11 protein-coding genes and 1 pseudogene are annotated in these 16,526 nt (G+C 45.9%); 5 read left to right on the top strand and 7 right to left on the bottom strand.

The genetic code is table 11. The annotated features are described in order from the left end of the window. The 5 genes and pseudogenes from DWZ38_RS11980 to DWZ38_RS11960 all read right to left on the bottom strand — a co-directional run. Window positions 1–320 (bottom strand): annotated as a pseudogene (locus DWZ38_RS11980) (hypothetical protein); the annotation flags it as partial. A 269-nt stretch (window positions 321–589) separates the two neighbouring features. After that, window positions 590–1,006 (bottom strand): phage holin family protein, encoded by a 417-nt coding sequence (locus DWZ38_RS11975; RefSeq protein WP_117853013.1) that lies wholly within the window; start codon window positions 1,004–1,006, stop codon window positions 590–592. 117 nt (window positions 1,007–1,123) lie between these two features. After that, the gene (locus DWZ38_RS11970; protein WP_117853010.1) at window positions 1,124–1,702 is read right to left on the bottom strand and encodes a hypothetical protein; all 579 of its coding nucleotides are present in this window, start codon (window positions 1,700–1,702) and stop codon (window positions 1,124–1,126) included. Between the two features lie 24 nt (window positions 1,703–1,726). Next, window positions 1,727–8,236 carry a DNRLRE domain-containing protein gene (locus DWZ38_RS11965; protein ID WP_117853008.1) on the bottom strand — a complete coding sequence of 2,170 codons (6,510 nt, stop codon included), beginning with the start codon at window positions 8,234–8,236 and terminating at the stop codon, window positions 1,727–1,729. Between the two features lie 82 nt (window positions 8,237–8,318). Next, window positions 8,319–9,008 carry an N-acetylmuramoyl-L-alanine amidase gene (locus DWZ38_RS11960; RefSeq protein ID WP_021924559.1) on the bottom strand — a complete coding sequence of 230 codons (690 nt, stop codon included), beginning with the start codon at window positions 9,006–9,008 and terminating at the stop codon, window positions 8,319–8,321. A 140-nt stretch (window positions 9,009–9,148) separates the two neighbouring features. Here DWZ38_RS11960 and DWZ38_RS11955 point away from each other — a divergent pair, with 140 nt between their 5' ends. Further along, the gene (locus tag DWZ38_RS11955; RefSeq protein ID WP_117853005.1) at window positions 9,149–9,652 is read left to right on the top strand and encodes a sigma-70 family RNA polymerase sigma factor; all 504 of its coding nucleotides are present in this window, start codon (window positions 9,149–9,151) and stop codon (window positions 9,650–9,652) included. Between the two features lie 607 nt (window positions 9,653–10,259). Here DWZ38_RS11955 and DWZ38_RS11945 read toward each other — a convergent pair. Beyond that, window positions 10,260–10,985 (bottom strand): C40 family peptidase, encoded by a 726-nt coding sequence (locus DWZ38_RS11945; RefSeq protein WP_243000242.1) that lies wholly within the window; start codon window positions 10,983–10,985, stop codon window positions 10,260–10,262. A 371-nt stretch (window positions 10,986–11,356) separates the two neighbouring features. Here DWZ38_RS11945 and DWZ38_RS11940 point away from each other — a divergent pair, with 371 nt between their 5' ends. Both DWZ38_RS11940 and DWZ38_RS11935 read left to right on the top strand, forming a co-directional pair. Beyond that, window positions 11,357–13,183: a DUF885 domain-containing protein gene (locus DWZ38_RS11940; protein ID WP_117853001.1), complete on the top strand. Its 1,827-nt coding sequence runs from the start codon at window positions 11,357–11,359 to the stop codon at window positions 13,181–13,183. A 156-nt stretch (window positions 13,184–13,339) separates the two neighbouring features. After that, on the top strand, window positions 13,340–14,806 hold the full coding sequence (locus tag DWZ38_RS11935) for a CapA family protein (RefSeq protein ID WP_021924555.1): 1,467 nt from the start codon (window positions 13,340–13,342) through the stop codon (window positions 14,804–14,806). Here the strand turns inward: DWZ38_RS11935 and DWZ38_RS23540 are convergent. After that, window positions 14,783–14,926 (bottom strand): DUF6783 domain-containing protein, encoded by a 144-nt coding sequence (locus DWZ38_RS23540; RefSeq protein WP_347519606.1) that lies wholly within the window; start codon window positions 14,924–14,926, stop codon window positions 14,783–14,785. The two genes, DWZ38_RS11935 and DWZ38_RS23540, sit on opposite strands and share 24 nt — an antisense overlap. Here DWZ38_RS23540 and DWZ38_RS23535 point away from each other — a divergent pair. Beyond that, the gene (locus DWZ38_RS23535; protein WP_347519603.1) at window positions 14,858–15,031 is read left to right on the top strand and encodes a DUF6783 domain-containing protein; all 174 of its coding nucleotides are present in this window, start codon (window positions 14,858–14,860) and stop codon (window positions 15,029–15,031) included. The two genes, DWZ38_RS23540 and DWZ38_RS23535, sit on opposite strands and share 69 nt — an antisense overlap. A gap of 135 nt (window positions 15,032–15,166) precedes the next feature. After that, complete coding sequence (locus DWZ38_RS11925; protein WP_117852996.1) at window positions 15,167–16,513, top strand: SPFH domain-containing protein; 1,347 nt, start codon at window positions 15,167–15,169, stop codon at window positions 16,511–16,513. Window positions 16,514–16,526 lie beyond the last annotated feature (13 nt).

Here is a 16,526-nt window from a genome sequence, read left to right as displayed (position 1 = left end):
TCGTATTCCTTGGCTATGTACATCAGATCACGCAGGGGAATATTAGGATTATACGTAGACTGATGCTCCCAGAGAAACAAAGCCAGGTCCAAAATAAATGCCAGATCATTTTTCATGCTCATGTATATAGCATTCTCCAGGGTCACAATCTCCAGCTGAGCACAATCACTGTAGTTTTTCCCATTTAGTGCATTGTACAAGGACAGCAGATTTTTCTTATCTGAAAAAAGCATTCGAAAAATAGTATCCTTGTACTTCCTGTTTGCAGCCGGGAGGATGTTCTGCTCCTCCTGTACTCCACTGTCAGCTTGTAGTTCCATCATAATAGGTGCTCCTTTCCCAGGAGACCTGAATACACTTATTCCGAAATCTCCTGCTCTTAAATATTTTCGGGTTAAAAGCATAGATTTCTGAAATGTGTTTAGATGATACAAGACAGTGCCAGCGCACCTTGATAATTGAAAGAAATATGCTTTGTATTTATCTTAGCACAGTCTGTGCTTTTTGGAAATAGGAAATATATTAAAAATATATAAAATAAATTTTATAGATTATATATTGAGGACAATATTTTACAGATGGTTTTTTTCTATGCGTTTTTCTCGCTTTTTAAAGCGTCGATGCTTTTTCGGAGGATTTCGGGGAGAGGCATGCCCATGAGACCGGCGTTTTCTATGATGGAAAGTGCCTCGTTGCAGATGAATCCGATGCATACAGCATCACGAACATATTCTGTACCCATCAGGGAATCTAACTGTGCGCCTACCAGAACATAAAATAGTGTCATCGCTTTTCGGCAAAGTCCTTTCCAGCCTGCATGACTTTCCAACGCTCCATTTTGGGATTTGGGACTTTTCTGGAAGACTACGGGCAAAAGGATACCGCCAGTCAGCCAGTCGATGGTCATAAAAATTATCAGGGTCTGCAAGGATTTATCCCATCCACCCAGCAAAGAAATGACGGTGCTGCCGATAAAGCTTATAATCGTTATAATTCGGTACTTCATTTTTCACCTTCTTTCAAAAAAAGAGTATAAAAAGGGAATGGTTAGTCGAAAATACCAACCATCCCCTGTGGTTTTGATTTACACTAGCTTGGAAATATACATTCTAAATTTTACATATCACCGCTTTCTTTTTTTACTTTCTTCATAAAGCTTTTTGCGTTCTTCCCGCATTTTAGTTTTTTCTTCCAGTATACGCTCACGTTCTTTTCTTTGCGCAAAATCTCTGTCAGTGGTAACATTCACGTCCCATTCTTTCAACTGATTCATAATTTGTTCTTTCTCTTTTTCATCATTAAAAATAACAAAAAACTGATCAAAAATGTTCAAGGAAAAATAAATTCTCTCGATCGTCGTCATTCGTTTGCCTTTTGGCGTCAATGCTTTATTAGAGAAAAAAATTCCTTCCCACCTTTCCCCCCTTACTACCCCAATGTCTCCATAACTAATCACTTCGAGTTCTTTCCATTTAAAATTCCTTTTTGTTCCAAACCAGCATACAGTGCACCCTTCCCGATTTAGTTCTACCACTCTTGCATGAGGTAATACAAAAAAAATTATAAGACTTAGTAAAAGAATAAAAGAAAATATTGTCCAAAAGTTTCTCGAACTAATTGGAGGTTCTATGAATGCTGTTAATATACAAATAACAGCCAAAAGTCCATCTGCATAAAATGGTTTTTTCGATAAAATTTTCATTTATACCTCCAATCTGAACTACCTTTATACAGAATATGCATTAGACGGTCTATAGGTTCTTTTAGGTCTTTTTTTCAAAGTTCCAGCGGAAGACTTCCAAATGTTATAATTAACAGAAGTACCAGTTCTTCCATCAAAATACCGTCCTTGTCCTATCTTTTTTTCCCAATAGACATGTTGTTCCTGTGTCCTTTTCTGTGATGCAGAACTAGAAACGCCCAAAGACACACTGGCTGCAATTGAGCTTGCTCCAACTCCATAAGTTGCTCCCCAGGTAACAGCAATAGTATTTTCAAATCCAGTTGCTGAAAGTGCAAATCCAGTTAAATTGCTTATAAATGTAGTGGCAAAAAAAGCTGTACTAGCATTACTGATAATAGCAAGCAACGAATCTTCTCTTTTGTAACTATATTGCCCTGCATAAATTGCGCTAAAAATTCCACCACCAATAGCACCCACTATTTTGAGGATAGCTTTGTTTGCACTTCCAAATCCACCAGCTATACCGCCAGCTATAGCTGCGGCAATCATATCTCCAGCAGTATATTCCTGCCCTGTTACAGCAGCAGCTACTCCTCCCGCCAAAACATTCATAGCGGCTCCAATTACAGCTCCAGCTAAAATATTCCAGCATTGTCCATCGCCATCAACTCTCGTAATCGGGTTATCATCACAGTATGCATACAGGTTCTTCTCACCCAGCATATCAAGATTGTCCCTTAAAACCTGTGTGTCATCCGCGCTGATGAATCTGCGGATCACAGGATCGTAATAACGGCTGCGGCAGTAATACAGGCCGGTCTCCACGTCATAATAATATCCCTTATAACGGAACGGGTTTCTTGCTCCCACCTTGTCTTTTAAGGTTCCTTCAATCTTAACTACCTGTCCCCAGCTGTCATAGGTATATCTTACAACGACCTTTCCATCCTTGTCAAGAAGACCGATGATGTCATTCTGGGCATTTCTAAGGTACATATAGATCTCACTCTCATAGGTCAGCGCGATCACATTTCCTGAGGAATCATAACGGTACCAGAGCGTTTTCTCACTTCCTGTCCTCTCTGAGGCAAGCAGATCACCAGCATAGCACATCTGGGTGACAGCACCGTCCACGACTTTCCTGATCCGGTGTCCGGCATAGTCATAGGAATACTGGATATTCTTTCCATTTGATACTGCTGCAAGGGCATTTCCTAATGTCCAGGTATACCTGGTGCTTCCCTTTGTGAGCATGTTTCCGGATGCGTCATAAGTCATTGCAACGCCGTTCCATTTGATCAGCTTATCCTTCCATACAGAATCAAAGGTTCCTGTTTTTGTCACAGAAGCGGAAGCTGGAAGGGTTCCTGATGCATAGGCATATTCCTTTTCACTGACCAGGTTTCCTCCAATATCGTAAGCATAGGTGACTGTCTTGTTCAGGATCTGGTTGTTCTCACGGATCAGACGGTTCAGTTCGTCATACTGGTAAGTCACGGTTTTGGTTGTTCCACCGGATGCATTGGTATCGCTTACCTGATACTGGGTGATGTTCCCGTTCTGGTCATAGGTATAGCCGTAATTACTGCCTCCGACCTGCATGGAAGACGGCAGGCCGTTTTCCCTGGTACCGCTGCCGCTGTATTCGTAGATCGCACCGCTGATGGCTGCAGGGGTATGCCACAGTTGGTTTGCAATACGACCCAGCGGATCGTACTCCGTTGTCCGGTAATAATTCTTGGATGCAGACGCGGTGGTCTCCCTTCCGTCCTTATCGTAGCTGTAGGTTGTGGCAATTCCATAAACTCCTGCCCCATGGTACATACGGGTCATATTATTATTGACATCATACGTATATTCATAGTAATTGTCCGCGTTATCCCTTGCACGCATCAGGCGGTCCAGGAAATCATAATCAAACTCATAGCTCTTTCCGGTCATATGACTGGTCACTTTTGCAAGGTTTCCACTCCGGTCATACACGTATTCATTCAGCTTCTGCTCGCTGCCGGAAGCCGGCTTGTAATAGCTCAGGAGCACACGGTCCTGTCCATCATAGGTAAAGCGGACATAATCACCGTTTGCATAAGTGGTCTTCAGCAGGTTTCCGTTGGCGGCTTCGTATTCATACCCGATGATCTGTTTTCCTGCTGCAGATTCTCCTGTAAGGTTTCCGAATGCATCATACGCAAAACCATAACTGAACCCATTGTGGCTGATCCCGGTAAGCCTGTCCTTTGTATACGTATATGTATTTTTAACCGTACTTTTGGTTCCGTTCTGGGTCACATCATGGGAGACAGAAGAAAGACGGTTTGCACTGTCATAGCCATAGGACAGTTTATTTCCCCTGGCATCTGTTACTGCTGTGAGCTGGTCCCGGCTCTCATTCCATGTATACTTCACAGTGTTGTTTCTGGCATCCGTCACTGAGGCAGTATAGTTCCTGCTTGTGGTCATTGCTTTATCCAGCCAGATTCCCCTGCTGGTTTCTGCAGGATCCACGCATCCGCTCTTTTTGACATTTCCTTTGTCATCATATTCCAGGCTGTAGACCATGCCCTGGGCAGAGGTGCCCTTTACAGGGTTATGCTTTTTATCATATTCATAAGTAAATTTGTTGCCTTTTGCATCCGTAACACCGGTCAGGTCATTGGTGCTGTTGTACTCAAATTTTGACGCCTGCTTCTTGGCATCCACGACTGAGATCACGTTATTCTTATCATCATAGGTATAGCTCTGGCCAAACTCTTCACGGAACAGGGAAAGCCCGTCGAAAAAGGCAATGTTGGCATTGTGGCAGTAAGTGTAGGAGATCCGGATGCTGGAATATGCCTTTTTGGCAACATAAATATCGCTCAGGAACTGCCAGTCCAGGATATCCGGGCTGAAATTGGTATAGTGGGTGTCATTTGTGCCGTCCGTGCATACAAAGACCACTTCCACACCGAACCGGCGGGCGGTGTCATTGGAGGTTTCCGGCAGGGCTGTTCCGCGTCCCCATGCATTTACCATGTAGGTGTCCCCGGCTGCTCCCTGTATATCCAGTGTTTTGGTAAGCTTCTTGTTCTTTTCCGGGTTTCCAAGGAATTTGTATATATGCTCTTCCAGGCCGCCGATGCTTTCCGTAACTTTTGCAGTTGAAAGCATTCCGTAATACCCCTTGTTGGACATGGTAAAGTTAGCCTGGGGCAGGAACGCATATTCCTTCCCTTTCAGGACCGCATACCAGATCTCCCCATTGTTCTTTTCCATGACCCCGTTCACGGCAACCGTCTCACCGGATTTCACGCTTCCCCTGACTGTGGAGGATTTTGACGGCTTCTCATAGCAGCTGTCTGCTGCGGACATCTTTCCGTATACATAGTTCCAGTAGATACGGATAACGTAGTCAGCAGATATATAACCGCAATAACGCGTTTCGTCAATCTGCATGCCAACGTAATACCAGGTTTTTCCACCGGAATCCTTCTGTTTTGCCCCGATTGCAAGGCTTGTCCCTTTCGGGATCGCCTCCTGGACCGGGGTTCCCGTATCAGATGCAGATGCCCTGAGGACTGCCCCGGTAACGCCGACCACTGCAGTCGCATTGCAGGAACTTCCCCCCAGATACGGTGTCACGCTGCTGGAAAGGATATAGCCCCACTGGCCGGATGCATTCTTCACATGGTGCCATTTTTTGCCATCTGTATCCGTATATCTTGCATATCCGGCAAGATGCTGGTTTTTGACAACAGAGGCCACCTGGGTTCCGCTGGTGGACGGAAGGTTATAGATGACACCCGCAGCAGTCGCCATCAGTGCCTCCTGCATGGGGATGAAACTGTTTTCTCCCAGTTTGACCAGACAGTCTTCCGTATCACCGGTTTTGCTGAAACCGGAGGTGCTTCCCCTGTGGAACTCCCCATTGTCTACCAGATTGCACCGGTTGGCAGTGGTCCCGGTTTCCAGCTGTGCCATATCCCCATACATGGTTCCCACTGCATGCCATACAACCATATAGATCTTTATGGAATCGCTGCCCGCATCTGCCGGAATGGTAAAAGTCCTTTTCAGCCTTACGAAATCCGTAGTGGTCTTTTTCAGGACTTCGCTGTCCAGCAGGTGCTGTGTACCATCCTTATCCAGGTAGCGGACCCTCAGCAGGCAGCCTCCATCCTCTGCGGCTGATGTCACGGCAGCCTTCACATACATGGAAGCGGTGTAGGTTTCGCCTTTTTTCACGGTTACATTCTGTGCCCAGTAGGCATAGCTGGTCTGTGCAGTACACTCCGCTTTTAAGGAACGGTTCCCAACCATGCAGTACTTTGTATCTGTATTTACAGATGTGGTTCCCGTGCCTTCGGCATATACCTTTGGTGTCCAGCCGATGGTCTTCGCCTGGATGATCGGGTCCTTGAGGAGCTGGACGATGTTGGACTGAAGCTTTGTGGCATTTTCAAGGCGGTTCACATGTTTTCCATCCTTCGTGTATTTTCCGCTGGCAGCATGCCCGAACCCGTCATGGATATGGAGCAGGTTACAGCTGTTATCAAAGCGGTAGATCTCACTGCGGCCTTTGGAATCCGTAAATTTGGTACTGTTGTATCCGTAGGTCAGTGTAAGTGTATTTCCCGCTGTAGCCCCGCCATACTCTGCAATGCTTTTTACCCTGTATGGGGCAGTTCCATAGTATCCATATTTCAACTGGTATCCGTCTGCGTTTACCACAGAGCTTAAATTGCCATTGGAAGCAAACGTATATTTTGTTACGGTTCCATCCATATCCGTAACAGAAGTCAGCATATGTGATGTGTATGCAAATGCAATGGTCTGTCCGGATGGCATCGTGATCTGGCTAAGGTCTGTGGCTGTCCCGTTTGCGTCTTTCAGATAGGTAAAACTGGTAACCCTTCCAGCCCCGTCCGTAATTTTTGCAATACGGCTATTGCTGTAGGTGATGGCAAGTGTATTGCTGTTTTTGTCCCGCACCTTGATCAGATAACCATTGCTGTCAAATACCAGCAGGTTATCCTCTTTGTCCCGGATCACATAGGGTTCCGCAGTACCGGAGTTTACGGTGAGGGTAAATTCCAGTCCGAATTCATCCTTCCAGGTCTTCTTGCTGCTGTCATAATAGAAGTAATGGACTGTGCCGTCCCCGTCTACATGCTGGTAATAATCCGTTCCTGCAATTGTTACCTTTTTTAAGGTCTGGTGGTAGTTCAGACGGAATCCCAGCCCGTATCCAAGATTTTCCTTACGGTTATTGGAATTGTATACGTGCTTCAGGGAAACCGGCATGAGGCTTCCGCCCATTGCGAAATCCGTACGCTCAAGGATCAGGTTTCCATTGAAGTCATTGACATGCACGGTGCCCGCCCTTCCGGCGTCCTGGCTGTGATAGTTCCAGAAATCTTCCAGACCGGAATAATTTGCATATGTAATATCAATGCGCGGACGCATGTCCTGATAGCCGCTGTCACAGTCAGAAGAAAGAAAACTTGTATACCCTGAAAGCTCATAATCGTCCTTGAACATCAGGCCGAAATTCTTCCCATTCTGGTACCAGTCTTTTACAAGCCTTGTGATATCCAGGGTTATGTATTTCTGTTTGTCTGCTGTATATCTGCAGGAATCCTGGACGGTCTCCTCATAAACAGGTTTGTTGTACCAGTTGATCGTGGAAGAATCCCAGTCCTGCATGACGCGGTGCACATTAACTGTCCTCTCTTTTCCATCTGTTGTCAGGGATACCAGCACCAGTCTTGCGTTCAGCACCATGTCACCGGTGCTGATCTCTGGCAGTACAAATTTCACAAAGCTTCTCTGGATATTGTCCCCGCCCATTGTTTTCAGAAACATATTTGTCTGGAAGTTGTCTTCTTCATGCTTGGAATCCACATGGGCATCCATAATATCTTTTGCTTTTTTGGATGTGGTCGTCACCGGATCCAGGACAACGGGGAAACAGCGGTCCGGCGCATCCAGCCACTTTTCATCTGCCTCAAAAGAAATTTTACAGTGTGCATCATCTTCCTGGGTAAAAAGGAGACGGATCTCATCAGAGCGGCTGCCTGCGGCATCCTGCATGTATGGAGCACACACAGTAAATACCTCATCCCCTTTTTCATTTAGGAATGCCACATAGTCCCCATCCTGTACCGCTTTTAATCCTTTCATATGGTACAGATAAGTAAAGGATCTGGCTGCACGGGCTGATCTCAGGATAAAGTCTTCCTTGACTTTCTCTCCCAGCGTCTGGCATCTCATGTCCACATCTCCAAAAATTTCCGGATACAGGGTCCCGGCTTCTGTCTTTTTCCCAACAGCGTGGGCTGCACCCTGTACGCCCCATGAAAGCATACAGCCGTCTTTTGATAAGGAGACCAGAGCACTGTCATCCCCCTGACCGGCCAGACAGCATTCCAGCGCCTCTTTTTCTTTCCATCTGCCGTCTGCATCTTCATAATGCACGGCTTCCAGAAAGATCTCTCTGGTAAAAGAATGATCCTGGTTTTCATACAGCTTTGAATTTTCCGTACGTTTTTCTACTACTTCTTTTCGCTTCATTGTTTTCCTCCTGTATTTTTTATTTTGCGTAAGCACTTACATTTATATAAAAAGACAGTATCCTTCTGTCTGGAAACTGCTTTTAAATTTTTTTTGCATATTCCAGGCAGATCCATCCGGCACCGGATAAAAGCCTGCCCCAGTTCCCGTTTTCGATCTGGACAATGGTGTAGACACCCCTGTCCTCGATCACTCCCGTAATATCATTTTCAGTTCCCGGGCCTGAGCGGATGTTCAATGCATCTGCTGTTACTTTATACAGCCCCTGTCCTAATGCAGCATTGTCCGGGACACCGATCTCCTGCTGCAGCCGCTTCCATGCATTTTTCTTTCGGATCTGTGACGGGCAGTTTTTCAGGCATACATCATAATGCTGTACTACATGTTCCGGGGAAATCCCCGTCATACGCAGCAGGGTTTTGAGCAGTTCCACCGTGTTTTCAAATGCTTTTTCAAAATCGTAGCCCTTTTGTACACACATCTCCACGCCAATGGAATTCCGGTTGTTCACTGTCCCAAACAGCTTTCCCCCGTAATTAACCCCGACATGCCAGCAGCCCCTCTGAAGTTCTGCTGTCTGGTATGCAATCCCTTTATCATCCGTATAAAAGTGGACCGATGTGCCAGACAGGTTGCCGTGAAACTGCGCATAGGCGTGCGCCCTGGCATCTGCCCCTTCTGAAAAATTATCCGTATTGTGCACAACAATGTATCCTGGATTATTTGTCCTGTAAGTATTATGATCTGATAGATAAGATGTGTTGATTTCCATACTTTCTTTTCCTTTCAAACAGTTATTTATAAGTGCTTACTTCTATAAAAAATCCCTGAAAAAATTTTTAGAAACTAAGTTTGACATTTTTGTTTCCATTTAATCCAATTTTTCTTTTTTTAAGGAAAAGGAGGGTTTTTATGGAGAATCATTTATGCGTTTTATTACGTGAAGCAAAGTACGATCCCAAGAAAATGGAACAGCTGATTTCTTTATTTTCACCTCTGATCAAAAAATACGCCGGGAAGCTGTTTTATATGGATGCAGAGGACGCGGAGCAGGAAATGAAGCTGGCATTTCTTATCGCGGTACATAGTATGAGCTATTACAATAGTGAAGTTGAATGTGTTTCCTATACCCGAAATGGCCTTTACCGTAGGTTTTGTGCTTTATGCAGGGGAAATTACCAAAACAGCGAAGAAGCAACAGAGGATGCCAAATTATGTGAATATGGATTTACAGAAAAATATGATGATGTTGAAACATTATTTGATTACGAAATGCTTTTAACAAACAAGCCGATTGTTTACTCCCGGATTTTCAGGCTCCTGCTGGCTGGGTATTCGGATAAGGAAATCGGGGAGATTCTGCATTGCTCGAAGCAATATGTGAACAGGATTAAAAAAAAGATAAAAGCATTTTAACGAAGCGCACATTTTTTTATTTAGTTGTCTCACCACTATAAACTGTGAAGAGGCAGTCGGACTCATTTGAATACTGCCTCTCTCACCGTGTTCTTTTTGTCAGATAATTTTCCTCTTACGCCCTGAATTGTGATATTTCCCGTGAATATTCAATAATATTTTGATTTCAAAAAAGTCAATACATTTTTCCCGATTTTTGTCGAAAAATCAATTTTCATAACAATAACCAAAACATTTGTTTCTCTCCTCATTATGTAAATCAACTCATCCACATGCTTTTCCATGTGGATAATGTGGATAACTTTGTGTATAACTTGATTTTTCAACGTTTTTCCAGATTTCAAAAAGTGGAAAACTTTTCCCACACAAATTCACCTATCCACATTTCAAAAAAGAATTTGTGCAATCTGCTAATTTCAACATATTTCGACACTCAACCCTTAAAAATATCGTATTTACAATATCCGGCAAAATACAGACAAATCCCACTTCCACACACATTTTTCCCCTGTAATTGTATGATAAAAAAAGGACCAGGAAATTCATCCCAGTCCTATAAGCGTATTTATTTAAACAGGCTCTGCCCAAAAGCAATGCCCCTATTTTTTTATTCCCCATAAAATCCGTCTGATTCAATATAAGTTCCCACACCAACGGGAGTTTCATAATCATAATTGGAAATCTTTATTCCGGACGCGGATGTGCTGGCGTGGATGATCTGTCCATCACCGATGTACAGCGCTACATGGCTGATTCCGCTTCCATAGAATACCAGGTCTCCCGGCTCCAGATCCGCTACTGACTTCTGAACAGACTGATAATACTGGTCTGCTGCCACCCTTGGTAAAGAATATCCAAACTGTGCAAACACAGACATTACAAATCCGGAGCAATCTGCACCGTTTGTCAGGCTTGTCCCGCCATAAACATAAGGATTTCCCTCGAACTGCAGGGCGAAATCCACAATCTGCGCTCTCAGTTCTTCCTCTGTTGGTCCACTCTGTGCCTCTTCCTCAGTTTCTGAGTTATCCACACTCTCCTCAGCAGAAACATCTGTATCCACATTTTCCGAGCTTACCTCTGCACCTGTATCAGCACTTACAGCAGTACCGCTCTCAACAGTTTGCTCCGCATTCTCGGAATCCACACTTTCAGCAGTCAGCTCTGCACTCTCGTCAGCATCCGCTTCCATTGCTGCCACAAATTCCTCTCCTGCCTTTTCCACCGCTTTCTTTGTTGCGGCAAATACCGCCTGCGGAAAAATCACCTGGGAACATACCGTTACACATATGGCCACGCCGCACAGAATTTTCTTCATTTTATTTTTTAACATCCATTCACCTCTCGAAATTAATACCCCACATTGACTGGGTTCCTTTTCTGTATACCGCGTTATCATCTGCTGCCGCAGCACACTGCGGCGCATTCCCGCGATAATTATTACATTTTTATTAAGTCTACGTAACAGGTGTGTATAATATCACACAAAATTTTCCCCGTCAATTTTCACGCCAGCCGCATCGCCCTCCCCATTTCGTGAAATCTTCCAATCATTTTCCCCTCACCCTCTTTTAATTTGGCAAATCCCACCATCCTGGACACACAATCCTCACACCTACACCTCCCATGGGACCAAATAAAATGCATACTTTACCGAAAATCTCAATAATATAGTAAAAATCCCTCTGGCAGGGAGGATCCCCCATGCTTTCCACCCTCAAAAAACAAGTCCATTCCAGGCAGAAAGCCCTTATCATTGCGGCTTTTTCCCTCATATTTTCCGCCTGTATCGCCCTTCCCTGGCTCTTTCGCCATGCTATATCCGAAAATGCCCGCTTCGAGAACTTCGCCGAATCCCTTTTCGAAAAAGAAGTTTCCGAGAATGTCCTGAACCTTCACTATTCCCTGGCAAATCCGGAAAAGCAGGGCATTTCCCGCCCCAGAGCCTCCCTTGGCACCCTCGCCACCGACAACTCCAACGCCATTCGCCAATATGAACAATACGAAGCAAAACTAAAGACCTTTTCCCCCGCCAAGCTTTCCCAGACCAACCGCCTGACCCTTGACATGCTCCTGCTCTACTACCACACCCAGGCCTCTCTTGGGGAACATTATCTTCTGGAGGAGCCCCTTGGCCCCAGCCTTGGCATTCAGGCCCAGCTTCCCGTCCTCCTTGCAGAATATAACTTCTATAATAATCAGGATATCACCGACTACCTGAATCTGCTCACCACCACAGGGGATTATTTCCAGAGCATTCTCGCCTTCGAGCAGGCAAAATCCGATGCTGGATTTTTCATGAGTGACGAAACCCTTGACCGAATCCAGACGCAATGCCTCTCCTTCATCCAAGATCCAGACTCCAATTACATGCTTGAAATTTTTTCCCAGAAACTAAAAGACTACGGAAAGCTTTCCGAAAAAGACCAGAGGCTGCTGAATCAGGCACACCGCCAGATTCTCAAAGAAAAAGTCCTTCCCGCCTATCAGAAACTGATAGAAGGCCTGGAGCAGCTACGCGGAACCGGAAAAAACTCTGGAGGCCTGTCCAATTTTTCCGGTGGAAAAGAATACTACCAATATCTCCTGCAAAGCAAAGTAGGCATCTATCTCCCTGTAAAACAGCTGGAGCAGCGTCTTACCCAGCAACTTTCCGCAGACTCCAGGGAAATTTCCCTTCTATTAAAAAAATATCCGGATCTGTTTTCCCAGCAAAGCCAGAATACAGACCTGCCTGCTATGGAACCCGAAACCATCGTAAATCTCCTTCAGGAAAAAATCCGACAGGATTTCCCGGAAACACCGGCTGTCGGCTTTGAAATCCGCACGGTACATAAATCTATGGAGGAATTTCTCAGCCCGGCTTTTTATTTGACACCGCCTATGGACACAGGCTCCCCGAACGTCATTTATATCAACAACGGCCGTTCTATCAGCAATCTGGAGCTTTTCACCACGCTGGCCCACGAAGGCTTTCCGGGGCATCTTTACCAGACTGTATATTTTGCCCGCCAGAATCCGGCGCACATCCGCTATCTTATTGACTCCGGCGGATACGTGGAGGGCTGGGCAACCTATGTGGAAAGTTACGCCTACGATTACGCCGCCCAATATCTTTCCCGGGAAAATACGACGCAGGAATCCCAGAGGCAAGCTGCATCCGAAGCAATCCCCTCTGCTGCCCTTACTCGCGCCGCATGGCTGAACCGAAGCGTAAACCTGTGCATCTATTCCCTTCTGGACATTGGAATCCACTACCGTGGCTGGACTCCCTCGCAGGCAGCCCGCTTCCTGAATGCTTTCGGCATCCGGGATGCCTCCGCGATTTCGGAAATTTACCGATACATTGTGGAAACGCCCGCTAATTACCTGAAATACTACGTGGGATACCTGAATTTCCTGGATCTGAAAGAAGAGCAGCAAACGCTTCTTGGCGAAGATTTTGACCTGAAAGCATTTCACCAGCAGATTCTCGCCATTGGCCCGGTACAATTCCCGGTTCTAAAAAAATATATCAACCAGGCACTTTAGAGCGTGTTTGAAATAATCTTGCTGGTACACGAACTGTCAAACGCAAAGTCCTGTAACAATTTTTTAAAATTTTATGGAATACCTTCTTTCTTTAAGCATAATAGTTTGTTATAATAAACTCAAACTTTACAATTAATCATTCAAAGGACAGAAATTATGAAAAAAAGAGACGATCTTCCATTAAATTATAAAGAACGGCTGAATTCCAGGACCAGCTTCCTGGTGTCAGCAGCGGTTCTGGTTGTCCTGTGCCTGATTTTTAATCAGATGGACTACGCCATGATCCGTCAGCCCGCAGCCCAGGCGAAAAAAGCGGCAGAAGCCCAGAAACAAAAGGAAAAGGAAAACACAGTCGCTGCAGCGGAAACCACCACTGCCACAGTACTTGCAGTAGGCGACAACCTGGTTCAGCCAAGCCTTCTTTCCTCCGGCCAGTCCGAAAGCGGTGCCTGGAACTATGACAGCGTTTATGACAATCTCCGCTCAGACATACAGGCGGCAGATATTGCCATTGTCAATCAGGAAACACCATTTACCGCAAACCATGATGCCGTCAGCGGCACTGCCCCATATGCAACCCCAACCGAGATTGGCGACGCACTTGTAAATGCAGGCTTTAATGTGGTTACCTCTGCGACTGCACTGATCGATGACAATGGAACTTCCATGTTAGATGAAACCCTGAATTACTGGAATACCCTGCAGCCGGATGTCACCCTTGTAGGAATCCACGACAGTCAGACCAGTTCCGCGCCAAAGATTGTGGAGATAAACGGAATCAAGATTGCTTTCCTGGACTACACGTTCCCATCCTACAGCAGTCAGTCCGATTCCAGTCAGGACTCTGAAGAAGACACAGAAGGTACCGACACTGCATCCGCAGATTCCAGCACCGCTTCTTCCGGTTCTATGATAGATACCTTTAACACCACAGCCGTGGCAGCTGCCATCCAGACAGCCCGTGCATCTGCAGACTGCGTGATTTTCTCTGCAAACTGGGGCAAGACAGAAGAACCAATGCCTACCGAATATGAAAAAGAATGGGCGAACTTCCTGATGGAGCAGGGCGTAGATGTGGTAATCGGCACCAACCCTAACGTGCTTCAGCCATACGGATATCTTACCGATGACGCCGGACACAACATGCTGATCTACTACTCCCTGGGCAACTTTGTTACCGGACAGGAAACTTTGAAGCAGCTCCTTGGAGGCATGGCTACCTTTACCATCCAGAAAACTGTAGAAGGCGACCAGACCACCATTGAAATCCAGGATGCTGCCCTGACACCGCTGGTTATGCATTACAGCTATGACAATAAGGAATACCGACCATACAAGCTTTCCGAATACACAGACGCCCTGGCATCTGCTCACAGTGTCCGGGAATCCATCGGAGATGAATTTACCCTTGAGAACCTTCAGACCAAATATGACGAGATCATGTCCATGAACGTGACCCCATCCACCAAGACTACCCTTCTGGATGTCACCTTTGATTCTGACGGCAACATGTATGACGCTTCCGGCAACTATGTGGAGGATACCGATTCCATCACTTCCTCCCAATATTATCAGAACCTGAGCAGTTCTGGCGACAGCTCAGAAGATTCTTCCGAAGAATAAAAAATACCTAGAGCGTGTTTGAAAAAGGCTTGCTGCAAGATGTGCGTCACAATTTGTGGGAGATTTTGCCCGGATGAGGGAGTCGTAGCGGGCTACGACAACCGAATTCGGGTGAAATATACCGCAAAGTGGGGCGTGCAGATTGCGGGAATGATTTTTCAAACAGGCTCTAGTATTAGTATTTCAAATGCAAAAAATCTACAGTACTATGCTTATAGGCTGTAGATTTTTTTCTTTTTCCGTCTTATTATCACGAAAACCTGTCATTTTTCACATGTCGCTTGTATTTTCTGACAAAATCATATAAACTCTAAGCAAGAATATAGCCAGACCATATCAAAAAAGAAAGGGGTTACTATTATGGGACTTATTAAAGCAGCTCTTGGAGCAGCAGGCGGTACACTTGCAGATCAGTGGAAAGAGTTTTTCTACTGCGATGCCATCGACAATGACGTTCTGGCAGTGAAAGGCCAGAAACGCACCTCCAAACGCTCCTCCAACACCAGAGGAAACGACAACATCATCACCAGCGGCTCCGGAATCGCAGTTGCAGACGGACAGTGCATGATGATCGTAGAACAGGGCAAGATCGTGGATATCTGCGCAGAGCCTGGCGAATATACCTACGATGCATCCACAGAGCCCAGCATTTTTTCCGGCAATCTGGGCGATGCCATTATGAATACCTTCCACACCATCGGCAAACGTTTTGCCTACGGCGGTGACACAGGCAAAGACCAGCGCGTTTATTATTTCAATACCAAAGAACTGGTGGACAATAAATTCGGCACACCGAATCCGATTCCATTCCGCGTGGTAGATCAAAATATCGGTTTGGATATTGATGTATCCGTGCGCTGCAGCGGCGTTTATTCTTATCGCATTGCAGACCCGCTTCTCTTCTATTCCAATGTTTGCGGAAACTTCGAGCAGCAGTATGACAGAGAGCAGATCGAGAGCCAGCTGAAAACAGAGTTTATCTCCGCTCTTCAGCCAGCATTTGCAAGCATCTCCCAGCAGGGAATCCGTCCAAGCGCCCTTCCTGCCCATGCAATGGAGCTTTGTGATGCCATGAACCAGGCCCTTACCCAGAAATGGAGCCAGCTTCGCGGACTTGTGATCGTCTCTGTTGCCATGAACCCGATCACGCTTCCTGAAGAAGATGCCAAGATGATCAAAGACGCACAGCGTATGGCAATGCTGCGCAATCCTGCTATGGCTGCTGCCACACTTGCAGGCGCCCAGGCAGACGCTATGAAAACAGCAGCAGGCAATTCTGCAGGCGCTATGACCGGATTTATGGGAATGAATATGGCAAATATGGCAGGCGGCTTCAATACCCAGGATCTCTATAACATGGGACAGCAGCAGGCAGCCCAGGCACAGCAGGCGGCTCCTCAGAGTACTCCATCTGCCCAGCCTTCCGGTGATCAGTGGAAGTGCTCCTGCGGTGCTGTTGTTTCCGGCAACTTCTGCCCGGAGTGCGGCGCTAAGAAGCCTCAGGCTCCTGTAGCAAATGCAAGCTGGACCTGTTCCTGCGGTGCTGTCAATACAGGCAAATTCTGCACCAACTGCGGTTCTCCAAAGCCTGCTATGAAGCCGCGCTACCGCTGTGACAAGTGCGGATGGGAACCGGCAGATCTCACCAATCCGCCGAAATTCTGCCCGAACTGCGGCGACCCGTTTAATGAGAACGACATTCAGTAACTGACCATATATG

Source organism: Ruminococcus sp. AF31-8BH (assembly GCF_003460605.1).
GTDB classification, from domain to species: domain Bacteria; phylum Bacillota; class Clostridia; order Lachnospirales; family Lachnospiraceae; genus Blautia_A; species Blautia_A acetigignens.
This window is presented reverse-complemented; position numbering and strand designations above follow the sequence as displayed.